The organism is Pirellulales bacterium (genome assembly GCA_036267355.1).
Lineage (GTDB): Bacteria > Planctomycetota > Planctomycetia > Pirellulales > DATAWG01 > DATAWG01.
On record DATAWG010000043.1, the window covers coordinates 52671 to 76226 of the forward strand.

19 protein-coding genes are annotated in these 23556 nt (G+C 60.9%); 13 read left to right on the forward strand and 6 right to left on the reverse strand.

What is annotated here, in order from left to right; all coding sequences use genetic code 11:
- Nucleotides 1-122: 122 nt before the first annotated feature.
- Nucleotides 123-950 carry a hypothetical protein gene (locus tag VHX65_07590; protein ID HEX3998394.1) on the reverse strand — a complete coding sequence of 276 codons (828 nt, stop codon included), beginning with the start codon at nt 948-950 and terminating at the stop codon, nt 123-125.
- Between the two features lie 325 nt (nt 951-1275).
- Between VHX65_07590 and VHX65_07595 the strand changes: the two genes are divergently transcribed.
- A complete protein-coding gene (locus VHX65_07595) occupies nt 1276-1461 on the forward strand; it encodes a DUF6496 domain-containing protein (protein HEX3998395.1) in 186 nt (61 codons plus the stop codon).
- A 347-nt stretch (nt 1462-1808) separates the two neighbouring features.
- On the opposite strand, the gene VHX65_07600 is transcribed toward VHX65_07595, so the two are convergent.
- Nucleotides 1809-2558: a PEP-CTERM sorting domain-containing protein gene (locus tag VHX65_07600; protein HEX3998396.1), complete on the reverse strand. Its 750-nt coding sequence runs from the start codon at nt 2556-2558 to the stop codon at nt 1809-1811.
- A gap of 587 nt (nt 2559-3145) precedes the next feature.
- On the opposite strand from VHX65_07600, the gene aceE reads away from it, so the two are divergent.
- Both aceE and VHX65_07610 read left to right on the forward strand, forming a co-directional pair.
- Nucleotides 3146-6118 (forward strand): pyruvate dehydrogenase (acetyl-transferring), homodimeric type, encoded by a 2973-nt coding sequence (gene aceE, locus VHX65_07605; GenBank protein ID HEX3998397.1) that lies wholly within the window; start codon nt 3146-3148, stop codon nt 6116-6118.
- A gap of 157 nt (nt 6119-6275) precedes the next feature.
- The gene (locus VHX65_07610) at nt 6276-7724 is read left to right on the forward strand and encodes a dihydrolipoamide acetyltransferase family protein (GenBank protein ID HEX3998398.1); all 1449 of its coding nucleotides are present in this window, start codon (nt 6276-6278) and stop codon (nt 7722-7724) included.
- Nucleotides 7725-7816: 92 nt separating this feature from the next.
- Here VHX65_07610 and VHX65_07615 read toward each other — a convergent pair whose 3' ends face one another.
- Nucleotides 7817-8113 (reverse strand): UPF0175 family protein, encoded by a 297-nt coding sequence (locus VHX65_07615; GenBank protein HEX3998399.1) that lies wholly within the window; start codon nt 8111-8113, stop codon nt 7817-7819.
- 114 nt (nt 8114-8227) lie between these two features.
- Between VHX65_07615 and VHX65_07620 the strand changes: the two genes are divergently transcribed.
- From VHX65_07620 to VHX65_07645, 6 genes are all read left to right on the forward strand, one after another.
- On the forward strand, nt 8228-8425 hold the full coding sequence (locus VHX65_07620) for a hypothetical protein (GenBank protein ID HEX3998400.1): 198 nt from the start codon (nt 8228-8230) through the stop codon (nt 8423-8425).
- 227 nt (nt 8426-8652) lie between these two features.
- On the forward strand, nt 8653-10797 hold the full coding sequence (locus VHX65_07625) for a hypothetical protein (GenBank protein HEX3998401.1): 2145 nt from the start codon (nt 8653-8655) through the stop codon (nt 10795-10797).
- Between the two features lie 210 nt (nt 10798-11007).
- A complete protein-coding gene (locus VHX65_07630) occupies nt 11008-12321 on the forward strand; it encodes an efflux RND transporter periplasmic adaptor subunit (protein HEX3998402.1) in 1314 nt (437 codons plus the stop codon).
- 115 nt (nt 12322-12436) lie between these two features.
- Entirely contained in the window at nt 12437-13177 is a 741-nt protein-coding gene (locus VHX65_07635) for an ABC transporter ATP-binding protein (GenBank protein ID HEX3998403.1), read from the forward strand.
- A 142-nt stretch (nt 13178-13319) separates the two neighbouring features.
- Entirely contained in the window at nt 13320-14714 is a 1395-nt protein-coding gene (locus VHX65_07640; protein HEX3998404.1) for an ABC transporter permease, read from the forward strand.
- Between the two features lie 152 nt (nt 14715-14866).
- A complete protein-coding gene (locus VHX65_07645) occupies nt 14867-16255 on the forward strand; it encodes an ABC transporter permease (GenBank protein HEX3998405.1) in 1389 nt (462 codons plus the stop codon).
- Between the two features lie 67 nt (nt 16256-16322).
- Here VHX65_07645 and VHX65_07650 read toward each other — a convergent pair whose 3' ends face one another.
- The 3 genes from VHX65_07650 to nadA all read right to left on the reverse strand — a co-directional run bounded on the left by VHX65_07650 (nt 16323) and on the right by nadA (nt 19109).
- Nucleotides 16323-17216, reverse strand: coding sequence for a zinc ribbon domain-containing protein (locus tag VHX65_07650; GenBank protein HEX3998406.1), 894 nt, complete (start codon nt 17214-17216; stop codon nt 16323-16325).
- A gap of 55 nt (nt 17217-17271) precedes the next feature.
- Nucleotides 17272-17520, reverse strand: coding sequence for a hypothetical protein (locus tag VHX65_07655; GenBank protein ID HEX3998407.1), 249 nt, complete (start codon nt 17518-17520; stop codon nt 17272-17274).
- Nucleotides 17521-17954: 434 nt separating this feature from the next.
- On the reverse strand, nt 17955-19109 hold the full coding sequence (gene nadA, locus VHX65_07660) for a quinolinate synthase NadA (GenBank protein ID HEX3998408.1): 1155 nt from the start codon (nt 19107-19109) through the stop codon (nt 17955-17957).
- Nucleotides 19110-19434: 325 nt separating this feature from the next.
- Here nadA and VHX65_07665 point away from each other — a divergent pair, with 325 nt between their 5' ends.
- The 4 genes from VHX65_07665 to VHX65_07680 all read left to right on the forward strand — a co-directional run bounded on the left by VHX65_07665 (nt 19435) and on the right by VHX65_07680 (nt 23466).
- Complete coding sequence (locus VHX65_07665) at nt 19435-20346, forward strand: FliM/FliN family flagellar motor C-terminal domain-containing protein (GenBank protein ID HEX3998409.1); 912 nt, start codon at nt 19435-19437, stop codon at nt 20344-20346.
- Nucleotides 20347-20675: 329 nt separating this feature from the next.
- On the forward strand, nt 20676-21584 hold the full coding sequence (locus VHX65_07670) for a hypothetical protein (GenBank protein HEX3998410.1): 909 nt from the start codon (nt 20676-20678) through the stop codon (nt 21582-21584).
- Nucleotides 21585-21730: 146 nt separating this feature from the next.
- Entirely contained in the window at nt 21731-22786 is a 1056-nt protein-coding gene (locus tag VHX65_07675) for a sugar nucleotide-binding protein (GenBank protein HEX3998411.1), read from the forward strand.
- Nucleotides 22787-23043: 257 nt separating this feature from the next.
- The gene (locus VHX65_07680) at nt 23044-23466 is read left to right on the forward strand and encodes a universal stress protein (GenBank protein HEX3998412.1); all 423 of its coding nucleotides are present in this window, start codon (nt 23044-23046) and stop codon (nt 23464-23466) included.
- The last annotated feature ends 90 nt before the right edge of the window (nt 23467-23556 follow it).

A 23556-nucleotide genomic window follows, 5' to 3' on the forward strand; every position in this document is an offset into this window, starting at 1 on the left:
GATTGGAGAGTGCGGAGGACATGCGGCGCCGCGGGCACACCGCTTCGGCACGATTTCAATTTCGCGAAATAGCGAAGACCAGCATGCCCCGCAAAGCCGCGAGCTTTGCAACCGGCGTCCGACTACTTCTTGACGGCAATCAGCACTTGCTTGAGCGCCTCGGTCAGCGGGGCGCGGATTTGCACGGCCACGCCGAAAGGGTTGTTCTCGCAGCCGTCGAACGTCTTGGCGTTGTTGCCCAGATAGGCCAGGGCGGCCTTGATGGCGATTTCCGACTTGTTGCGACCCATCTCCGCTTCGGGAGCCCGGCCGGCCTTCGCGGCGGCAACAAGCCCCGTCAGCGCGTCGTCGACGGTGTCGGGGAAATCGGCTTGCGCTTGTTGAATGATTCCAGAAATCCCCAACGCCAGATCGTCGCCGGTCGCCTCCAGCGAACTGACAAGCTTATCGACCGACGACATCGCCGCGGCGGCGGCCTCTTCCCACGTTTGCAACGCGGCTTCATACTTCTGCGTGTCGGGCAATGGCCCGAGCGGGCCCTTGGAGGCCGACTCGTTTTTGGCGTCGGTCGCTACGGACCCGGTTTGCGTGGGGGGCTGTGCGCCTTCGCCCACCACATCCGGATTCGTGCTCAGGCGGAATTCGGGATTGACGGACTGGCCGGCGCAATGCTTGGCGATGTTTTTCACGGCGTTGGCCACGGTAGCCGCCGGCAGCTTGGCGACCTCGAACACCAACTTACCGTCTTCGCCGAAACAGGCGCCGGTGATAAGAGCCGAGCCACCGGTCCGTTTCTTGGCGTCGGCGATCTCGGCCGGGGGAATTTTTTGTTTGCCGATCATCAGGGCGCCGTCGGTGCCACCTTTCAGCACGAGGGCGAAGTACAACCGTTTTCCCTTGGCCTGCTTCAGGCCGTCGACCAATTTTTCATCGATTTCTTGAACTGCCATGGCGGATTCCCTGGGCCAAATTCCGAATTGCAAGATACCGAGCACCGCTCACGGTCAACGCTGAGCGGCGACACAATCTAGCGCCGGTAATCGTACGGCTTCCGGCGGAATTCTATACTCGTCTTTGCCGGAGCGATTGTCAATCAGGCCGATCGCATCTTGATCGCCTAACACATCCCGGCGTGCTGTGCCTGCGCGGGTCTAAACGTCCGACCCGGCTTGGCGCGATTATTGCTATGTATTGCTATGTATTGAGGGTAATCGGCCTGCGGGCCGGTTTGGGATTTGTAGGAGCCTGATTTCTGAATTTTTGAAAGGCAGACCAATGGCTAAATATGGCAAGAAGGCCGGCGCCGAGGTTAAAAAGGCCCTGCACAAAAAGAAAAAGGGGACGCAGCATAGCGGCAAATCTGGCAAGAAAGCCAAAAGCAAGAAGCAAGCCATCGCAATCGGACTTTCCAAAGCACGGAAAAAAGGCGCGAAAGTGCCAAAGAAAAAGAAGAAAAGTTGAGCGGTCGGCAACCGCAATCTCGCTTTCGGATGCTGCCGCTTATTCCATCCACACGGTCGACGGTTTTGCGATTCGCAACGCGTCGGAAGCCGACGGGAAATTCAGCCATATCGCGGCGCGAGCAGAATCCGATCGCCGCGGCGAAGTCATTTTTCGGCCGAGCCTTAGGCGCAGCCAAACCGAGCCGGCTCAACGTGGCGGCCTAGCATCTATTGGAAGGTCCAAACGCACCGGCGATGGCGCGGCAAGCCTAAACGTTGGATTTGAACGCATCCCGTCGCCCACATGGAAGAGGAAGATGCCGACACGAAGATTAGCCGATCAGCCTGTTATCCACAATTTGCCGGTTATAACGCCTTCCGGCGACGGGCGAGGACGAATAAGCCGACGGCGTCCGAGCCGAACAACACGATCGAGGCAGGTTCCGGGACCGCCACGATTTGGAAGCCATTCACGTAGCCGTTGGCCGTTGCCGTGTCGAAGATCGTCAGCGAGGGGCTTGTCAGGCCGGTAAACAACGCGTAATCACCACCGGGCGTCCCAGATCCCGTCGTGTCGACGCTCTGCGTGTACAAATAGGTGTTGGCCGTTCCCCTGTCATGGTTGGCGTCTTGAGCGCCGGCGGCCTGACCGTAAACACTGGTGGCTGTGTTGCCGTTGATATACGTCTGTTCCACACGGCCTGACGCATCGTTCAGTTCATAGACATACACGTCGTATTGGGCATATGGAATATTCGTGATGTTGATCGTCGTATTGCCGTAGACAAATCCGTCGTTGAGTTCTTGATCGCCCCCGACGGGGCTGGCTTGGCCGACCGTGTAGGTGCCCGCTCCTGCAAACGTCAACTCGGCGGTGGTTGGCGTGCCCGTGCCGTCGTTCAGCACGAGATTGCTCCCGGAACCGCCGGTTTCGTTATTGAAATTCGTCTGGAGGATTACGCCGGCAGAATCGGTCGGCGCCAGGCTCACCGCGCCGACATTGTTGCCGCCGCCTTCGAAGTTCACGCCAATGATGCCTGCCTGTGACGCCGCAGCCATGCCCAGCCATGCCACACCGGCGGCGAATAGTTCCCGCAGCAAAAGCTTTGAATTCATCGGCGTCTCGCCACGTTTGTGAGATGGAGCCAAAAACAGGCAATGCCCCCCGCATGCCCTACTTGGGTCCCGCAATTCCTCGCACCCCCCCTCAGACGTCGTATAGTAAGTACAATCTGAAACGGCAGCAAGGAAATTTTCGGCGATTCTTGGCTGATTTTCAGATGAATCAGGGCTCGCCCGAAAAATAACTTCTCCACAGACCCTTTCCCCCGGCGGGAGAGGGCAGGCTGAGGGGCCGAGTATCGCCGAGAAGCAGCACTTTCGTTCGAACCCTGCAACGCTCCGCAGCGGCGGATTGCCCCGCTTGGGCTCCCCTTTACGTGGCGCAAGCCTTTCCGGATAATACCGATGCGCCGGTGGTCGCGAAAATACCAACTGGCCGGGCCAAACTTGGCGTGGCGGCGTAGAGTTTTTTGAATGGCCAGACGCATGCTTCCGCGGCGCTGAGCTTTCGCATCGCGCAAAACGATTGTCCGAGCCGCCTGGTCGGTGAGTCAAATCTTAGTAGTCATCGGCCCCGGTGCGGCGAGCAATCGGCGTCAAAAAAACCGTTTGGGCGACGATCCAGAAAGGGATGTGAGCGTATGGCACGAGGAGAAATCACTCGATCGAAAGGCCGCCAAGGCGGCACCGGCTCGTCGCGTGCCAACGGCGCTAATGATGAAGAAAACGGGGCTGTCGAGGCCGACGTACCCGCGGCCGACGGCTCTCCTGGGGACGCTGATCTCATCGATTCCGACTCGGCCGACCAAGCGGTGCCCGATCCGGATGCGACCGAGGAAGAAACGGCTGGCGAGGTGTCCGACGATAGTTCCGCGACCGGTGAAGAAATCGCCACCGACGAAGCATCTGGTGATGAATCGTCGTCCGATCAACCTGGGGACATTGCCGCTGCATCTGCGGCCCCCGACGACGACCCCGCCGAAACCGAAGAATGGCTCGAATCGCTGCGCTACGTGCTCGAGAGCAAAGGGCCGGAGCGGGTCAGCTATCTGCTTACAGTGCTCGAGGAAAAGGCCTACCGCTCGGGCGTCGAGTTGCCGTTCTCCGCCACGACGCCTTATATCAACAGCATCCCCGCCGATAAGCAGCCGGCCTATCCCGGAAATCGCGAGATCGAGCGCCGCATCAAAAGCATCATCCGCTGGAACGCGATGGCGATGGTCGTGCGGGCGAATAAAGAGCATCCCGGCATCGGCGGCCATATTTCGACGTTCGCCTCCGCCGCCACGCTATATGAAGTCGCCTTCAACCACTTCTTCCACGGCAAAGGCGACAATTTTTCCGGCGACCAGATCTATTTCCAGGGCCATAGTGCCCCAGGCATTTACTCCCGGGCCTTCTTGGAAGGCCGGCTGAGTGAAGAACAGCTCACGAACTTTCGCCAGGAGCTCGCTCCCGGCGGCGGGCTGTGCTCGTATCCGCATCCGTGGCTGATGCCGCATTTCTGGGAATACCCGACCGTGTCGATGGGTCTCGGGCCGATCATGGCCATCTATCAGGCGCGGTTCAACAAATATCTGCACGACCGGGGCATCAAAGACACGAGCAATTCGCACGTGTGGTGCTTCATCGGCGACGGCGAAACCGACGAGCCCGAAACGCTCGGCGCGATCACGCTCGCCTCGCGCGAAAACCTCGACAACCTGATCTTCGTCATCAACTGCAATCTGCAGCGGCTCGACGGCCCGGTTCGCGGCAATAGCAAGATTATCCAAGAACTGGAAGGCATTTTCCGCGGCGCCGGATGGAATGTGTTGAAAGTGCTCTGGGGCGACGATTGGGACGAATTGCTCGAGCGCGACAAAACCGGCCTGCTCGCCAAGCGGATGGGCGAGGTGGTCGACGGCGAATATCAAAAATACGTCGTCATGCCCGGCTCCTACATTCGCCAGCACTTTTTCGGCAAATATCCCGAGCTGCTCGAATTGGTCGCCCACTTGTCCGACGAAAAGCTCAAGAAGCTCCGCCGCGGCGGCCACGATCCGGAAAAGGTGTATGCGGCCTACAAGGCGGCCGTCGAATGCAAAGGCCGGCCGACCGTCATCCTCGCCAAGACGATCAAGGGCTATGGCCTCGGCGAAATCGGCGAAGGCCGCAACGCCACCCACCAGCAAAAGAAGCTCAACGAAGAAGAGCTGCGCGAGTTCCGCTCCCGATTCGGAATTCCGATATCCGACGAGGAAGTGGCCAAGGCGCCGTTCTATCGCCCGGCCGACGACACGCCGGAAATGAAATACCTGCACGAGCGGCGCGATGCGCTCGGCGGCTATGTGCCCGGCCGGCCGATGCTCCCGTTGGCTCTCAAGACGCCGAAGCTCGAAGAATATCAACCGTTCATCGCCAAGAGCGTCGGTCGCGAAGTGTCGACCACCACCGGCGTGGTGACGCTTATGAGCACATTGCTCAAGGACAAGAAGATCGGCAAATTTATCGTGCCGATCGTGCCCGACGAATCGCGCACCTTCGGCATGGATCCGCTCTTCAAGCAATGCGGCATTTACAACCACGTCGGCCAGCTTTACGAGCCGGTCGATTCCGATCAGGTGCTCTATTACCGCGAAGCCACCGACGGCCAGATTCTCGAAGAGGGAATCACCGAGGCCGGCTCGATGGCATCGTTCATCGCCGCAGGCACGTCGTATTGCACGCACGGCGTGGCGATGATTCCGATGTTTATCTACTACTCGATGTTCGGCTTCCAACGCATCGGCGATCTGATTTGGGCCGCCCTCGATTGCCGAGCCCGCGGGTTCATGTTCGGCGGGACCGCCGGCCGCACCACGCTCGCCGGCGAAGGCTTGCAGCATCAAGATGGCAACAGCCACCTGTTCGCGATCGCCTATCCGAATGTGCGCAGCTACGATCCGGCATTCGTATACGAATCGACCGTGATCATCCTCGACGGCATCAAGAAGATGTACGAACTCGGCGAAGATGCGATTTACTACATCACGATCGGCAACGAAAACTACGAAATGCCGGCGATGCCCGAGGGGGTGACCGAGGGAATCATCCGTGGGATTTACAAGCTGGCGACGGTGGAGGCCGGCGGCAAAACGCCGCACGTGCAACTCTTCGGCAGCGGAGCGATTCTGCGCGAAGTGCAGCGGGCCCAAAAACTGCTGGCCGAGAAATTCCACGTGTCGAGCACCGCATGGAGCGTGACCAGCTATAAGGAACTGCGGCGCGATGCCCAAGCCGCCCGCCGTTGGAATATGCTCCACCCGACGGAAAAGCCGCGAACCGGATTTTTCGAGCAAGCGATCGCCGGCGTGAAGGGGCCATTTGTGGCCGCGTCGGATTATGTCCGTAGCGTGCCGGAGCAGATCGATCCCTGGGTGCCCGGCGGATTGTATACGCTCGGCACCGACGGCTTCGGCCGCAGCGATAGCCGTGGGCCGCTACGGCGGTTCTTCGAAGTCGATGCCGAATCGGTCGCGCTCGCGGCATTGGTGCGGCTCGCCGACGACAAGCAATTCGACCGCGCGAAGCTTCCGGCCGCGATCAAGACATTGGGCATCGACCCCGACAAAGTCGACCCGACAACGGTATAAACTAGGGCGAGGGCGAGGGGTTGGTGACGCGCGAGCGGATCGCGGGCTCACGGCCACCGCACCACCTCGGGCTTGTATCCACCTCGCCCATCACCTCAGCCGTAACGCGGCCCGTCACCAGAGCCCTCACCCTAACCCCTCATCCTAACCCTCGCACATGGCCACTGAATTCAAGCTTCCTGATTTGGGCGAAAACATTCATTCCGGCGACATCGTTAGCCTGCTTGTTAAAGAGGGCGACGCGATCAACCCGCATCAGGATGTGATCGAAATTGAAACCGACAAGGCCGTGATCCCGGTTCCCTGTTCGGTCGGCGGCAAGATCTCGAAAATTCACGTCAAGCCCGGCCAGACCGTCAAAATCGGCGAAGTGTTGATGACGCTGGAAGAGTCGACCAAGGGAGTCGTTGCAGCCGGCAAGCCATCCGCAGCGCCCGCCAAGGCGGCCGCAAAACCCACGGCAGCCAAGCCGGCGACGGCGAAGCCCGAGCCGGCCAAACCAGCCGCCGCCAAGGCAGCGCTCGCCAAACCAAAACCGGCGACCGCTCCGGCGAAGGCAAAGCCGGCCGTAGCCGCCCCCACCGCAGCTCCGGCCGCGGCGCAGCCCTCCGCTTCCCCGAGAACCGGCGTGCAAACCGGCAACGGCCACTCGGCCGGTCATGTCGTCGAGCCCGCTCAAACTTCTCCGGATGGCGAAGACACGCCGCCGGCTGAAACCCCTGCCGCGCCCGCCGGCCCCGCCGTGCGGCGATTGGCGCGCGAATTGGGCGTCGATCTATCGCGTGTCAGCGGCAGCGGCACCGGCGGACGAATCACGCGCGAAGACGTGATCGGCGCCGTGCGACATGCCACGAGCACTTCCACCGGCCCGATCCCCACGGGCGCCACCGACCGCGATGCGTTTGGAAAAATTCATCGCGAACCGATCAGCAAGATGCGCAAAACGATCGCGGCCAATATGGTTCGCTCGTCGTTCACGATTCCGCATCTCACGAATTTCGACGATGCCGATATCACCGAGCTCGAGCGGATTCGCAAAGGGAGCGTGGCCGACTATGCCGGCTCGAACGTGAAGCTCACGTCGCTGGTGTTCGTGATGAAGGCCGTGGCCCTGTCGCTCAAGCAGCATCCGACGCTCAACGCTTCGCTCGACCTGGAATCGGGCCAGATCATTTACAAGGACTATGTGAATCTGGGCATCGCCGTCGACACGGCCCGAGGCTTGGTCGTGCCGGTGCTCCGCGACGTCGACCGGATGACGATTTCGCAGATCGCCCAAGCGCTGACGCTGACGGCCGAGAAGACGAAGGCGACGCAATATTCGCTCGACGATCTTCGCGGCGGCTCGTTTACGATCAGCAACCTGGGCGCGATCGGCGGCACGTATTCGACGCCGATCATCAACTATCCCGAAGTGGCGATTCTCCTAGTCGGCCGCTCGCGCAAGCTGCCCGTGGTCGTCGAAGACCGCATCGAACCGCGCCTAATGATGCCGCTAAGCCTGTCCTACGACCACCGCCTGGTAGACGGCGCCGCCGCGGCGCGCTTCTTGAATGAAGTGATCGGCTACCTGCAATCGCCCGGACGAATTCTGTTGGCGCCGTAGGGCCCTGTGGTCAGTCGGGCGAGCCACGCCGGCAGCAACGCGATCGAAGAGCGCGGGCAGAATTTCCTGAAGTCCAATGAGGATCAAGTAATTCAAGGGCGAAGTGTCGGAGACGACGATCGTTGGTCCGGCGACCTGTGCAGGGCACTAATCTGCCCATCAAGTTCTTCGCGCGTCAGTAGATCCTCAGTGACGTCGTGCCGCTTCAGCAACGCATCGGTTTCGTAGCGGAATACGCCCAGGCTTTCCGCAAGCTTGCCGTGGGATAGTCGCCCTTGCCGGTAGAGTTCGACCAGTGCGGCTTCCTTTGCGGCGGCACCCAATTCCCACAACTCGCGGCGGAATTGTTGTTCAACATCGTCGGGCAATTGAAATGAAACGGTCTGCATCACGAGATTCTCCTGGCAATAATTGTAACGCCATCCGACGGCCGCTTGCCTCGGTGCCATGTCCTCTTTGATCGTGGTCGCGTGAACCGGTTGGCGACAGCCACCGCGTCATAATTGACGCCCTGCTTTTGTGGCGAGGCCGAGGCGTATCGGGGCGGCCATCCGCGCGGCGACGCCGATATCATCATCGCCGCGACGGCGCTGGAATCAAACTGGACGCTCGTCACCGGCGACATCGCCCATTTCGGCTGGATTCCGGGTTTGGTCGTTGCAGCTCGCGCTAGTGGCCATTGTGATGGCCGCCCAACGTGACGAATCTTGGCGGTCGAAATTCTCTGACTCATGCGGAGTCTCGTCCGCATCGCTTCTAACGCAATCCGCCACCATTTCCGCGTTCTCTGCTAGCATCCAATCTAGGTGGGATAGGCTCGTATAGGTCGAATTTCGCGGTTCAGGTAGAATGGCTGGCGATGCGGATTGAAATGCATTTCTGGCCGTCGGGGGTTTGGGCGGCGTATAGTTCTCAGGAGGAGGAAGCCATGTTCGGCAAGCGAGCGAATGTCGTGATTACGGCGGCCGTGGCCGCGCTGTTGATTGGTGTGGCAAGTTGGCTGATGCCGGCCTCGCGCTCGGCTGCCCAAGACCCTGCGCTGCCGCCGCAGCCATTGCCGGATGCGGGAGCCCCTCAGCAAATCGACACTCCGGGCCAAGAGGTGCTCACCAACGGCCCGGTTCACGAAGCCTATGCCGAACCGACGGCCCTAAATCCTCAGCCGCCGATGATCGTGCCGAAGCAGCCGCCGGCGGCGGTGCAGGAAATGCCGCCGGATGTGAAGCCGGATGGCCAAAATGTCGTGTGGATTCCCGGCTATTGGGCTTGGGACGATGGCCGGCAAGATTTCATCTGGGTCAGCGGAATTTGGCGCGACACGCCGCCGAACCACGCTTGGATCGCCGGCTACTGGACCGGCACGACGGGCGGCTACCAATGGACGCCCGGCATCTGGGCCCCCTCGAATGTCGAGCAGGTGAACTACGTGCCCCAGCCGCCGAACTCGCTCGAGACCGGCCCGAACACGCCGGCCCCGACGGCGAACGATTTTTGGGTTCCCGGCACCTATGAATACGTCGAAGGGAATTGGGCATGGCGCCCCGGTTATTGGACCGCGGCCCAGCCCGACTGGATCTGGATTCCCGCCCACTACGTCTGGACGCCCAGCGGCTACCTGTTCATCCACGGGCATTGGGATTACGAACTGTCGCACCGCGGCGTGCTGTTTGCCCCGGTCGCGTTCAATTTCGGTTGGTGGGGCCCGCGGCCGATTTATTACGGTCCCGCCGTCGTGATCGATCCGGGAGTGCTGACGGCCGACTTCTTCGTCCGTCCCGGCTACTACCACTACTATTTCGGCGATTGCTACGGCCCGGCCTATGTCGGCTGGGGCTTTCATCCGTGGTTTGCCGTGGGCATCGGCTACGATCCGCTGTTCACCTATTATCGCTGGTACAATGTGCGTCGCGATCCGGGTTGGGCCATTCGGGTGAACGAGCGGTTCGTCTACATGGGCGCCCATCCCGGCGCTCGGCCGCCGCGAACCTATGCGATGTCGATTCGCGTCGGCGCGCCTGGCGGAGTGCGAATCGGCGTGACGATCAACGACTTCGCCCGCCGGGCGGGCCCGACGCATTTCCAAACTGTGTCGATGTCGCAGCGGCAAGAATATGCTCGCGAAGGGGTGCGATCGAACCGAGTCGCGCAGGAGCGGGCGATGGCCGAAACGCATCCGGGCGGCCGGCCCGGCGCCCCGCGTTCGCTCGATATGCACGCGCTCGCGCAGTCCAACGGTGGGCATTTGCCCGGCGCCGCTCCAGGCCGCACCGGCGCGATGGCCGAGCGTGGGCCTGAGAACCGCGGTGTGACGAACACGGGTCGTTCCGGAGTGACCAACTCGGCGGTTCGGCCTGGCACTACGCCGACGACCGGCCGCCCCGGCTTCCCGCCCGGCGTGCCAAGCCGCACTCCGTCGAACACGAAGAAACCGCCGGAGGATAAAGGCGGCGGCCGCGACAGCGGCGGCAGATATTTGATCCAGCCGAATGGCAACGCGGCGAGCTTGGCGAGCCAAGTGCCGGCGGAGCCTCGTCCGGATCAATCGCAGGCCGATCAGTCGCAAGCCGACTTGTCTCAGCCTAGCGCGCCCGGCGCCGACCTGGGGCAGCAAGCAATGCCCGACTTCGGAACGTTTGGCGGACTGGTTGTTCCAAGCAGGATTGGGTCGGGAGCGGCCCCCTCGAATTCGGCCTTCGGGGCCGACGACAACGCGGCCCTCCAAGCCACCGGTGGCAAGGACCCGATCAAGCCTTTGATCCTGTCGCCGCAATTGTCGCCACAGCTTTCGCAGATCGGCGCCAGCGGTCGCGGGCAGTTTGGGGCGGGTCTGTCCGCCAACTCGTATTTGCCGTTCACCTCGCCGTCGTCGCTGTTGCACGAAGTGGGCGATCCGGCGCTGCGCGATTCCGCGACCGATCCGATCCATCCGCTAACGCTCATTCCCCCGATCTCGCTGCCCCTTGGGAATTCGCAATTCGGACTGCCGAGCGCTCCGAGCAACAGGTCTGGCTCGGTGTCGCAGGAGAAAGACCCGGTTCGTCCTTTGCGCATCGCCCCGCCGAACGGTTCGTGAAGTTTGCCGAGGATTCGAATCGCGTTTAGATCGCGCGGATTTTCCTCCTCGGTGGGTTAACATCGGCGGCGCACGACGGTATGGTGCTATATGCGCTCGCTCGAGTGCAAGGGCGCTCGTCGTTCGGGCGCTTGTTGAATAGAATGGTGTCACGAACCAATTGCGATTTGGTTTCTCATTGGTGACACGCTTTCTGGTCGCCGAAATCGTATGAGTGATTTGCGGGATACCATCGCTGTGGGAGGCCACGCGGCTTCGCCGATCGAAGCGGCGCCGGCCGGCAATGATTCTACCGCGCGCGGCGATCCCTCGGCATCGTTCAGCGATCGGGTGCGATCCTTGCGGCTGGCGACGCCGAGCGGTTCAACGGCCCGGCCGCGCAGCGCGTGGCTTCCGTGGGGATTGACCGCGATCGCGCTGGCCACTGCGGCTGCATTCGGCTGGCGAGCCTATCGGATCTCGCCGGCGGATTCGGCTCCAGTCGCCGAGCAATCTAGCGCAAGCGACGGCAATGCATCCGGCAAATCTTCGGGCGGTTTGTCTTCGTCGGCCAGTACTATCTCGAATCCGGCCGACCCGAGCGCATCGCCCTCCGCCGCGGCCGGCGAAGTCGTTCTCGATTCGAAGGGCTATTTGATCGCCGCCCATCAAATTCAGCTCAGCCCGCAGGTGGGGGGCGAGATCATCTGGATCGATCCGAATTTCAAGGAAGGGGCCGTCTATCGAAAGGGAGACCGGCTCGCCGAAATCGATCCCGTGCTTTTCGCCGCCCAACTCGATAGCGCCAACGCCGCCCTGCAAGTCGCCCAGACGAATCTCGCCCAGGTCGAAACCGGTTCGTCGCTCGAAGAAATCGAAGCGGCCAAAGATCAATTGAGGAATATGGCGGCGAAATTGGAACTGTCGAAGATCGACGAGCGCTATTTCGAGGCCGCCGGCTTCGCCATCACGCAGCACGACAAAGACAAAGCCGCCGCCCAAGTGCGCGTCGATAAATCGGCCTACGACGGCCAGCAGGCCACGGTCATTAAGCTGGAAACCGCATTGCAGGAGCAGCGGCTCGTGGCGAAAGCCAACGTGCTTTCCGCCCAGGCTGCCGTGGCACAGGCGGTGAAACAGTTGAAAAACTGCACCATCCTCGCCCCCACCAGCGGCATTATTCTCAGCAAAAAAGCGGAGCTCGGCGGCTACGTGAATCCACTGGCCTTCGGCGCCGCCGGCTATCTCTGCGAAATTGCCGATCTAAAAGATCTCGAAGTCGAACTGGATATTCAGGAGCGCGATATCAGCCTCGTCTATCCCGGCCAGAAATGCCGCATCATGCCCGAGGCAGGGCAACACGACAACGCATTCCTCAAAACGCACCCGAGCGGTTACGACGGCGTGGTGTCGCGGCGGATGCCCGTGGCCAACCGCGCGAAAGGGGCCGTCACCGTGCGCGTCAAAGTCGATATTCCCGAAAGCGAAACCAGCGGCCAATATCTCCTGCCCGACATGGGCGTGCTGGTGTCGTTCCTAAAGTGACGGCTGGTGGCATCGGGCCGGAGAGCTTGGCTCAAGTAGGTCAGGCTTTCCAGCCTGACGAAACACCATCCAGCGTGCAGTTTTGCGAAACACTCTCGCCGCGGAGACGAACTGAATGGATTCGCAATCGATCGTTCGCGTGGCGAATGTCCACAAATTCTTCCGCCGCGGCAGCGAACAAATCGACGTGCTCTTGGATCTGAGCCTCAGCGTGCCCCAAGGTGAATTTTTGGCATTGATGGGCCCCAGCGGCTCGGGCAAGACAACGCTGCTGAATCTGATCGCCGGGCTCGATCGGCCAAGCCAAGGCACGATCGAAGTCGGCCCCGACACGATCAGCCAGATGAGCGAAGCCAGCCTCGCCAAATGGCGAACGCGAAACGTCGGCTTCGTGTTCCAGTTCTACAATCTGCTTCCGGTGCTGACGGCGTATGAAAACGTCGAACTGCCGCTATTGCTGGTGCCGATGTCGAAAGCCGAGCGGCGGCGGCAAGTCAGCAATGCACTCGATCTGGTGGGGCTGGCAAACCGCATGCGCCATCGACCGGGACAGCTTTCCGGCGGCCAGCAGCAACGCGTCGGCATTGCCCGGGCAATCGCCACCGATCCGACCTTGATCGTGGCCGACGAACCGACGGGCGATCTCGACACGAAATCGGCCCACGAAATCCTCGATCTGATGATCGAATTGAAAAACAGTTTGAACAAAACGATTCTGATGGTGACCCACGACCCGAAAGCCGCGGCCCGCGCCGAGCGGATATTGCATCTGGAAAAAGGCCAACTCGTCAGCGAAACAATTCCCGACGACGGCCCGCCGGCCAGCTTGCCGCTGCACGCCTCGCGCGGCGGTTAAGTGGCAGGCACACTCCGTGTGCCGTCTGCCGCACGTTGGACGGAGAGCTGCTTTCAGGGCCTAGCACGACCCCACAGCAGGGCCGACGGCACACGGAGTGTGCCTGCTACTTTGGGCGACCAACCACGTTTGAAAAGCGACCATGAGCCATCTCGATCGCGCATTTCTGTACTTCATGGATGATTGGCGGAATCCCGTCGGCGTCGCGGCGGTCGTGGCAATCGCGTTTGTTTCGATTTTGTTTTGGGAACAGTCGCGGTTCGTTGCCCGCAGCTTGCGGCGGAATATCTTGCGCAGCACGCTCACCGGCCTGGCGACTTTCGTACTCGTGCTGGTGATCACGCTGATCTGGAGCGCCTTGGCATTTCTCGACAAGGAAACCGAGTCGAAAAGCCATAATCTCAAGGCCCTGATTACGGAGAAGTACGAAAGCCCGAGCCAAATGCCGTGGTCGTATGCCGAAACGCTTTCCGAAGGAGCGCCGAGCAAGAAGGGCGACTACCGCGTCGATCCGAATAAAGACGCGATGGCTTGGGCTTTTTATATCGGCACGCTCGATCCCGGCGCAAAGCAAACGCGGGAAAGCATTTTGTTCTTCTTCGTCATGGATCCGCGAAAGGTGTTGTCGGTCGACGAGCATGGCAAATGGACGTCGATGATGGACGAAGGCATCAACGAAGTGTCGGAAGCCGACAAGCGGACCCTCTTGGCCGCGCTCAAAGACATGCAGGAAAATCCTTACAAAGTGATCATGGGCAGCGGCCGGCTGGCGGCGATTCATAAGAAAGTCGGCGAGCGGATCAAAGTCACCAGCTTGAATTATCAGGGCCTCGACCTGGAATGCGAAATTTGCGGAGTGCTGCCCGGGTCGCGCTACGAGCAAAATGCCGTGATGAACTACGATTACCTCGACGGAGCGATTCGGGCCTACAACAAGGGGAAATCGAAAGACCAGCAACACCCGATGACCGATAAATCGCTGGCGCTGGTGTTTGTGCGCGTGCCGGATATGCCGACCTACGACCGCGTGGCGGCCCAAATCAGTTCGTCGCCCGAGTTTCGCTCGCCCGCCGTGAAATGCGAAACACTCTCCTCGGGCATTGCGTCGTTCTTGGATCCGTTCAAAGACATTTTGTTCGGCCTGCGCTGGATTCTGGTTCCAGCGATGTTCCTCACGATTTCGCTGGTGATCGCCAATGCGATCAGCATCAGCGTTCGCGAGCGGCGCGTGGAAATGGCGGTGCTGAAGGTGCTTGGCTTTTCGCCGAACCAGATTCTGCTGCTGGTGCTTTCCGAGGCGCTGTTGATCGGCTGCCTGAGCGGCACGATCAGCGCCGTGGCCACGTGGCTGGTGGTCAATCAATTGATCGACGGGATCGCGATACCGCTCGGCTTTTTCAGCAAGTTTTATGTCGACGGGGCCGCGCCATGGTGGGGGCTTGCCATTGGCTCAAGCACGGCCTTGATCGGCAGCTTGATTCCCGCCTGGTCGGCCCGGAGTGTGAAAGTGTCGGAAGTGTTTTCCAAAGTGGCTTGACAACGTAGCAGGCACATTCCATGTGCCGTCTGCCCTGCTCGGTGCGCAACCCGCTGTGGCGCGCAGACGGCACACGGAGTGTGCCTGCTACGTTGACTGCGGCTCCGCCGGTGTGCCAGTGGCACACGCGGGATCAACACTCGAACCAAACCATGAAACACATACTCCTCTTACTGTTCGCGGCCGCCGGGGCGGCGCTTGCAAACGCGGTTGCGATTGTGGTCGTGCTCGTGCTTGTGGTCAGCCTGTTCTTGTTCGCCCTGATGATCTTGCAAGCGATCGGCCTCGCGCCGCGCGTTCCGCTGGGTTACAGTTTTCGCAATTTGATGGTCCGCTGGCGCACCACGCTTCTGACCACGCTGGCCTTCACGCTCGTTGTGGCCCTGATGACCGTGATGCTCGCTTTCGTCAATGGGATGTATGCGATCACCCAGGGAAGCTGCGTGCCGGGAAACATCATCGTCTTGTCCGACGGAGCGCTCGACGAAGTGTTCAGCGATTTGGGCTATGGCGATATCGACCTGTTGGCCAATCGCGACTACGTGAAAAAGATCAAATCCGTTTCCGGCGATCAAACGCTCGAAACGCCGATGCTGAGTTGGGAACTGTATCAGGTGATCAACCAGGCGTTGCCCAATCCCGCGCCGGGAGGCCGGGCCCATCGTATGGTGCAGGTGCGCGGCGTCGAAGATCCCGAACTCGCGGCGATGGTCCATCAGCTCACGCTTCGCGACGGCGGCCGCTGGTTCGATAAAGGGGCCGGCGTGCAAGCAGTCGCCGGCGGCGGGAGCGAGCAATTCGTGCAAGCCGTGCTCGGCGAAGGGATTGCCCGGGAGTTGGGGCATGATGCGGGCAAGCCGTCGCTCGCGATCGGCGATACGTTCACGCTCGGGCCGCGGAAATGGGTCGTCGTCGGCATCATGAACTCGGCCGGCAAAACCTTCGACTCCGAAGTCTGGGCTAAGCGCAAGGTGACCGGCGAGATGATGCGGAAAGATTCGCGCAGCACGGCCGTGTTTCGCGTGGCCGACGGCTTCGATCCGGCCGAGGTGGCCAAACGCATGACGACCGAGTTCAAAAGCCCTGCCATCCTCGCTCAGACCGAGCAAACCTATTTCGAATCGCTTAATGAGACGAACAAGCAATTTCTCGTGATCATCATTTTCGTGGCGGCCCTGATGGCCATCGGCGGGATTTTCGGCGTGATGAACACGATGTTTGCCGCGGTCGCCCAGCGGACGCGCGAAATCGGCATGCTGCGGATCCTCGGCTTCGCGCGCTGGCAGGTGCTCGTGGCATTTTTTCTCGAAGCGATCTTGTTGTCGCTGCTCGGCGGAGCAGTCGGCTGCGCGATCGGCTGGTGGTGCAACGGCCTGGCGGCCACGAGCGAAATGCGGGGCAAAAGCGTGATGCTGAAATTGGTCGTCGATGCCCGGATCATCGGCATCGGCATGCTCTTCTCGATCGTGATGGGCTGCCTCGGCGGATTGCTGCCCGCGCTATCGGCGATCCGCCTGAAGATGCTCGATTCGCTCCGGTGAGAACGCCATTCCACACGGAGCCCGCAGCGCAAGCAAGGATTGTTAATCCTCGATTGGGGACGCTGGGCTAAAAGCCCATGAAGAGCCGGGCCACCAGCAATCCGCAGTGGAGCAGGAACGACGCTTCATGAGCGCCGTCGTCGGCAGCGAGCATGCTGCCGGCCATCGGCGCTCCGGATATTCCCGCGGCCTGGAACCTGGCGGCCCGCGCGGCTTCTTGTTCGCGATCGCATTGGGCCGCCTCGATTCCGCCGCCGTGAATCCATTCGACCAATCGCGAGAGCTTGTCGGCGTCGAACCACATTCCGTGGGGCTTGCAATAGTCGACGATCACTCCGCTGCGATGCTCGTAGTTTTGCCGCAGCATCAAGGTGCTGCAAACGGGGCAGGGCAAATAGCCCCGCGACATGCCGGTCGATTTTCCCGCCGTTGGCAGATGGCGGCTGAAATCGGTTCGCAGCCACTTTTCCGCCGTTTCGCCGGTTTGCCGGGCATGGTCGATCAATTGCTGAAAGATGGCGATTTCGATCCACAGCCCGGCACAGATGCGGCATTCCATGATGCCGAATCCGCCGACCGGGCGGCTAAACAAGCGATGATCGCCGCGGCAGATGGGGCACGTCAGCAGTGTGTCGACATTGTCGAGCGGCTCGGCCGCCAACGGCTTGCCGCAATGGTCGCAGAACCGCGCCTGATCGCTCACTCGGGCAAAGCACTGCGGGCAGATCGTGTCGAGGTCTTGTTCGCGAAGCGTGAAATCGGCGCTGCAATATTCGCAGCGCGTGCTTCCTTCATGCCGCGGCGCACCGCATGAGGAGCACCGCACCACCGCCGCATCGTGTCCTTGCGGCTGATGAACCGTCAGCACTTCGCCGCACCGGCAGCGAAACCGGCTGCCGATTTCGCGCCCCGTGGCGTCGTACTGCCGCTGACATTTCGGACAAGCAACAAGGAGACGCATAGTGCACTTCAGGCTTTCCAGCGTGTCGATATCGTGACGAGAACTAGATTGGCGACTACAACTTCGATGGGACGGGATCGTCGAATTCGAAGTTCGCGAGCGACATCTTCGTCTCAGCAGGAGTAAGCAGCAGAACGGTGCGGATGTCGGCCTGCACGTCATCCGGCAGGTGCCCGAGGTAGTTCCAAATGCATTGGCTGCGCTGCGGCTTACTTTGCCCGGCAAAATCAGGATCGATGATTCGCAACCGCACTGAAACGGAGTCCTGCCGATAAAGGTCGATCCGTGGTACGTTGACAGCCATTTAGACCCTCCCGTCAATGGATAATGGCGACGGCAGCCGCCAAAAACGCTTCGGCTTCATCTGCGCGAACAGAATGAGGCGTGTAGCGAAGATCAGTGGGCCAATCAGCCACGAGCGTGAAATGTTGCGTAATCTCGCGCGGATACCGCGCCCCTCCGTTGACTAGATATACGCTCCGAAGCCACTCGAATTCATGAGCTTTGCTGCCTCTGAACGACCTGATTATATCAGGCCGAGCGCTCGCGGGCATTGCCATGATAACCAGGGCCTTCAGGATGCACTCGATTCCATATCCGGCAAGGTAGATTGTGCCGGTCGTGTAGCCAGCTCTCAAGAGAACTTCCGCTTCCTCGTACCGCTGGAAGGCGCAGCGGTAGAATCGCCGTGCGTCTTGCGAACCGGGAATTGCCATGGGTTTTGGCTCGCCATACCTTCTAACTTAAATCCAACATCCGCTCTAGCGCGATCAGGGCCCAGCGGGCGGTTTCGTCGTCGACGCGGATGATGTTTACCGGCGTGCCGGCGGCCAGATTTTCCAGGCTCCAGCAAAGATGCGCCAAATCGATGCGATACATCGTCGCACACATGCACACCACCGGCGAAAGAAAATGAATCTCCTGCTCCGGATGGGCATGCTTCAGGCGGTTCACCAAATGCAGCTCCGTGCCGATCGCCCAGCGTGTTCCCGGCGGCGCGGTTTCGACTTCGCGAATGATCCGGCTTGTGGAGCCGCGCAGGTCGGCCTTATCGACCACTTCCATCGAGCATTCCGGATGCACCAGCACTTTGATGGCCGGATATCGTGCTCGAAGCTGGTCGACGTGTTCGGGGCGAAACATGGCATGCACGCTGCAATGCCCCTGCCACAACAGCACTCGGCTATCCACGAGCTGTTCGACCGTGTTGCCGCCGAACTCGCCGCCGGTCTCTTCGGCATGCGGATTCCAAACCGCCATTTCCTCCAGCGGAATGCCCATCGCCCGGGCCGTGTTGCGTCCCAAATGCTGATCCGGGAAAAATAACACACGCCGCGTGCGGTCGAACGCCCAGCGCAGCACCGCGGCCGCATTGCTCGACGTGCAAACAATGCCGCCGTGCCGGCCGCAGAATGCCTTCAGCGATGCGGCGGAATTGATATATGTCACCGGCGTGATTTCGCGCGTGTCCATCACTTCGCCGAGCGCATCCCAGCAGCTTTCGACTTGCTCGATCGCGGCCATGTCGGCCATCGAGCAGCCGGCCGCCAGATCGGGAAGCACCACCGTCACACGCTCCCCGCCGCGCTCGGCCAATCGCTCCGGCCGGTTGGCCAGCACATCGGCCGTCTCGGCCATGAAATGCACGCCGCAAAACACGATCGCCCGGCAATCGCGGCTATCCGCCGCCAGTTTGCTTAGCTGGTAGCTATCTCCCTGAAGATCCGATAATCCGATCACTTCGTCTTGCTGATAGTGGTGGCCGAGGATCCGCAGCCGCGAGCCCATTTCGGCGCGAATGGCCGCGATTCGCGCGTGCAGTTCGTCATTTGCCAGCGATTTATAGGGCTTCAGTTCGAAGCCGGCCGGCTGGGTGGGAAGAGGGATAGGCATTGAAGCGCTTTTGCGTGGGGGCATGTTTGCCCATATTTCCGGCTGGCAATCTCAAGCGATTACGCCGCCGCATCTGCTAGCATCGGGCAAAAGCGGAATGCCGTTTCGCTCGAAACCGATTTCGGGCTTGGCACTTACGCTCATTCAAATTATAGGTACTGCATCTGGCAATGCCAAACGACCGTCCGCGGCGCCGCCCTGTGACGGTTCCGGATGCCCGTGGAGCTTGCAAAGCGATTGCCGCCGTGCCGCGGGACCGGCCGATAAAACAGATACCGAGCAATTGAGCCGCGAACACACGGATTATTGAATAAGGCCCGATGTCATGCCGACTTCCTTGCCCGAGGCATTCGCGCAGATTCTTGCCCAATGCCAGGCGGGGCGGGATGAGATCGCCCAGGCTTTCGAGCGCTCGTTGGGCGAGGCGGTGAGCGTGTCGGCCAACGAGCCGGCGGCATGGGATGCCGATCGCATTCCGGCCGATCTATCGGGCCCGGGGCTGGCGATGGCATTCGTCGGTCCGCAAGGCGTCGCGATTCTGCTGCTCGCGGAATCGAGCGGATTGGTGCCCAGTTGGTATAACGCTCCCGACACGAGCCAGCGCGGCCGGCTGGCGACGTTGGCCCAAGAGTTGGGAATGCTCGCATTGCCGGATTCTCTCGGGGCCGATGATTTTCAATTCCGCGCGGTGCCGTCGCTCGCGGATGTCGCGCGGCATGCGAAGCCGAAAGACGGAGCGCAAGCGATTGAACTCAGCCTGAAGGGAAAATCGCACGACGGCATCGCGCGCTTGATTTGGCCGATGAACGAAACCGGCTTTCCAACGGCCGACGCGCCGCCGGTAGCATCACCGGCCGGGCCGCCGGTGCAAGCCGCCGCCGCGGCAGCGCCGGCTGCGACGCCGAACCCAAAAGCAGCGCCGGCGGCGGCGCATGTCCCGGCCGCGCCCAAACGTTCGGCAATCGATTTGCCCGACTACACCCGCAGCCTGCTGCATATCCGAGTGCCGATCAGCGTCACGCTGGCGACGAAGCGGCAGCCGATCGGGCAGATCATGGAACTCGGCGCCGGCTCGATCATTCATTTCGACAAATCGTGCGAAGAAATGCTCGATCTCTACGTCGGCGAGCACCGTGTGGCGAAAGGCGAGGCGGTCAAGGTCGGTGAAAAATTCGGGCTGCGAATCACCTCCGTCATCTTGCCGGAAGAGCGTTTCAAGCCGGTGCCCGGGCGGTAGGAAAAAGCGATCGTCACGGCAGTGGCAGCCCGCCGCAGCAAATTAGATAACGGGCGAAATTCTTCGCAGCCCATTGGCATCCTTTGCTCCAGCTACCCCGCGGGGCAGGACCCTTCGTTGCCAATTGTCGGCATCCCTCCCAGACGGCACGAAGTGCTTTTTCCAGAAGGATTTGCGATTTCTTTCGATTAATGCGTCAAAATCGTTGCCAAAGCGGGAGCGGCGTAGTTAAATTAAACGTTGAACAGCTTGTCTTACAACAGGGATGAGGTCGGGGGACCGCCTGTCTGGCGGCGATTTTTCCGACGGCCCGACGAGAGGTAGTGCTAATGCAAAAATCCACGAGTCGACGCACGCTTCAACCTGTCTTCGAACCGATCGATTTGCTCGACAGCGACTCTCTCATGCGGCCGTTGGCGACCAACGGCTTCGACTCGCAATCAACCGACGACGACGGAAGCCTCTTCGGCGGCCTTCATTGCGAGCCAGCCGAAACGAAGCAAAACGAATTTACGGCGAATGGCATCTCGGGAAATGGCTCCGCAGTGAATGGCTCCGTTGCAGCCAGCGAACCGGGCCGACAGGAATTTGCGATTCGCGGCCTTGCGAGAAATCCACCTGCATTCACGCCAAACGGCGATTCAAACGCTAACGGCGTTGTCCTCCATCCGGCAATTCGCATTGCCGACGAATTCGAAGACGATGCCGCTGCGTCGCTCGATGACGCCGCTGCAATCGATGACGCCGCTGCAATCGATGACGCTGAATCGCAGCCCGCTTTCGCGGCCATCGGATCGATCGCGGAATCGCACTCCGAACTCGCGACAGATCAGAACAGCAGCGAGCCCATCAATGACGATCCGCATGTGAATGGCAGCCCGAGCGTCAACCGCGATGCGATTCTTAACGGCAATTCACACGTGAACGGCGATTCACACGTGAACGGATCCGCCGTGCCAGTCGCCAACGGCCAACCGAATGCGTATCGCACGGATCCTTCCGCAGAGTTGGTCGACCGAGCCGCTTTGCCAGATGCGCCACCGGTCGTCGACGCCGAACCGATGCCGCCCGTCGAACCTTCTTTGAATGGTTCGGCGCCGAATTCGCCCGCTCCAGCGGCGTTCGAAGCGCATCCGGCTTCCGGATCGCTTTTCGTGCCGTATCTTGTGACCGAAATTCGCGAATTGCGGGCCCGCACTCAGCGCCGCCGCAGTTGGTGGCGGCGGCTGTTCGGCTAAATCGATGCCCGCTCTCGCCAGATGATTGCGTGGGTTGAATTCCCGCGCACGACTGCCCGTTGAACTTGCTCCGACTTCGGCGGGCTTCTACACTTTGGGCTCCGCGTCTTGTGCCGGATTGCCTGTATTTTTGCGGCCTGATTTGCATGTTTCGTCTCGCCCGACCAATCGCTGCTCCGCCGTTGCCGCTATTGATCACTGGTGTTTCGGGCGTGGTTGGCTTCAACGCGCTCCCCTATTTCCGCTCGAAATATGCGGGCTATGTTTTGGGCGTGCGGCAGCGAGACAACTGGCGGCTGGTCGGGCCCGATATCCTGGTTTGCGACGCCGAAGACCGCGACGGCCTGACCGAACTCTTCGATCGCCATCAGTTCGCGGCCGTGTTGGATTGCGCCGGCAATTGCGCTTTGAAATCGTGCCAGCTCGATCCGGCGATGGCGTGGCGAATCAACGTCGAGGGTGTTCGCAATTTGCTGGCCGTGATCGCGGGGCGCAATGTCCGATTGGTGCATCTATCGGTCGATCTGGTGTTTTCCGGTAGCGGCGACGGCGGGCATGTCGAAGATGATCCGACCGATCCGGTCAGCGTCTACGGCGAAACGATGGTTCGGGCCGAGGAACTGATTCTGGCGGCGGATCCGGCGGCGGCCATCTTGCGAATTTCGCTGCCGATGGGAATAAGCTTCAACGGCCACGCCGGCGCCATCGATTGGATTCAATCGCGGTTTCGCAAATCGAAACCGGCCACGCTCTATTACGACGAAATCCGCACGCCCCACTATACCGACTGCCTGAATCATCTCTGCGACGCCGTGCTGGCGTCCGATCTGGCCGGCATTTATCACGCGGGCGGAGCGCGGCGGCTGAGTCTTTATCAAATCGCGCAGGTGATCAATCGCGTGGGCGGATATGATCCCGAGTTGTTGCTCGGCTGCCCGCGCCATGCGGCTGGTCCGATCCCGCCGCGAGCCGGCAATGTGGCGATGGATTCGGGCAAGCTCGCCGCCGCACTCGGCTACGAGCCGCTCGATCCGTGGCCGCTCGACGATCGTTGGGTGCCGACTGATCCCGATTGGCATCGTCGCCGCACCGCCGGCGAACCGGGCTCGCCAGCGCTCTTGGCCGAAATGCTCTACCGCAACCCGCGCCGGCTACACGAGCCCGAAGCGTTAGCAAGGCAGCACACGAGCCCGAAGCGTTAGCGAGGGAGCACACAAGCCCGAAGCGTTAGCGAGGGAGCACACTAGCCCGAAGCGTTAGCGAGGGAGCGCTGCGAAGGAACATTGCCTTCGCCTCGATCTTGATCTGTAATGAGATTGCATGTCGAGCCCAGCGTGGATGGATGATCTTGCAGCACTTCGTCCCTCGCTGACGCTTCGGGCTAGTGTCGCCAGACTATCCTGATGGCGATATGTCCGACAAAGCCATCATGCGGCGGCCAACGAATGGAGGACCGGTCATGTATCGCAAAATCCTCGTTACGCTCGACACGTCGCCCAGCGACCAGGCGATTCTCGACCACATTCGGCCGTTGGCCCGATTGATGGGAAGCCGCATCGTGTTACTGCACGTGGCCGACGGCTGGGCCGCTCGGCTTTACGGCCGCGACGCCGTCTCGCGCGAAATCACCGAAGATCGCGCGTATCTGGCCCGGATTGAAGCGCAGCTCGCGGAAGAAGGTTTTGCGGTCGAATCGGATATGGCGTTCGGCGAGCCGGCCACGCAGATCGTCGGCTGGGTCGAGCAGAAAGGCTGCGACCTGATCGCGATGAGCACCCATGGCCATCGCCTGTTGGGCGACCTGTTGCTCGGCACCACGGCCAGCCGAGTGCAACACATGGTCTACGTCCCCGTGCTCATGCTGCGAGCAAAGAAGCAGTGAGCCACGTTTGCGGCGGCGCATGTCAGCGGAGAAACGCGTCGAACGGATGCATCACCGGCGGCTAGCGCCTTGCCGCTAACACGCGCGTGT

Excerpts from the sequence above, each read along its gene's own strand:
- VHX65_07590 (HEX3998394.1), bottom strand. The coding sequence starts at position 950 with ATGGCAGTTCAAGAAATCGATGAAAAATTGGTCGACGGCCTGAAGCAG.
- VHX65_07595 (HEX3998395.1), top strand. The coding sequence starts at position 1,276 with ATGGCTAAATATGGCAAGAAGGCCGGCGCCGAGGTTAAAAAGGCCCTG.
- VHX65_07600 (HEX3998396.1), bottom strand. The coding sequence starts at position 2,558 with ATGAATTCAAAGCTTTTGCTGCGGGAACTATTCGCCGCCGGTGTGGCA.
- aceE (HEX3998397.1), top strand. The coding sequence starts at position 3,146 with ATGGCACGAGGAGAAATCACTCGATCGAAAGGCCGCCAAGGCGGCACC.
- VHX65_07610 (HEX3998398.1), top strand. The coding sequence starts at position 6,276 with ATGGCCACTGAATTCAAGCTTCCTGATTTGGGCGAAAACATTCATTCC.
- VHX65_07615 (HEX3998399.1), bottom strand. The coding sequence starts at position 8,113 with ATGCAGACCGTTTCATTTCAATTGCCCGACGATGTTGAACAACAATTC.
- VHX65_07625 (HEX3998401.1), top strand. The coding sequence starts at position 8,653 with ATGTTCGGCAAGCGAGCGAATGTCGTGATTACGGCGGCCGTGGCCGCG.
- VHX65_07630 (HEX3998402.1), top strand. The coding sequence starts at position 11,008 with ATGAGTGATTTGCGGGATACCATCGCTGTGGGAGGCCACGCGGCTTCG.
- VHX65_07635 (HEX3998403.1), top strand. The coding sequence starts at position 12,437 with ATGGATTCGCAATCGATCGTTCGCGTGGCGAATGTCCACAAATTCTTC.
- VHX65_07640 (HEX3998404.1), top strand. The coding sequence starts at position 13,320 with ATGAGCCATCTCGATCGCGCATTTCTGTACTTCATGGATGATTGGCGG.
- VHX65_07645 (HEX3998405.1), top strand. The coding sequence starts at position 14,867 with ATGAAACACATACTCCTCTTACTGTTCGCGGCCGCCGGGGCGGCGCTT.
- VHX65_07650 (HEX3998406.1), bottom strand. The coding sequence starts at position 17,216 with ATGCGTCTCCTTGTTGCTTGTCCGAAATGTCAGCGGCAGTACGACGCC.
- VHX65_07655 (HEX3998407.1), bottom strand. The coding sequence starts at position 17,520 with ATGGCTGTCAACGTACCACGGATCGACCTTTATCGGCAGGACTCCGTT.
- nadA (HEX3998408.1), bottom strand. The coding sequence starts at position 19,109 with ATGCCTATCCCTCTTCCCACCCAGCCGGCCGGCTTCGAACTGAAGCCC.
- VHX65_07665 (HEX3998409.1), top strand. The coding sequence starts at position 19,435 with ATGCCGACTTCCTTGCCCGAGGCATTCGCGCAGATTCTTGCCCAATGC.
- VHX65_07670 (HEX3998410.1), top strand. The coding sequence starts at position 20,676 with ATGCAAAAATCCACGAGTCGACGCACGCTTCAACCTGTCTTCGAACCG.
- VHX65_07675 (HEX3998411.1), top strand. The coding sequence starts at position 21,731 with ATGTTTCGTCTCGCCCGACCAATCGCTGCTCCGCCGTTGCCGCTATTG.
- VHX65_07680 (HEX3998412.1), top strand. The coding sequence starts at position 23,044 with ATGTATCGCAAAATCCTCGTTACGCTCGACACGTCGCCCAGCGACCAG.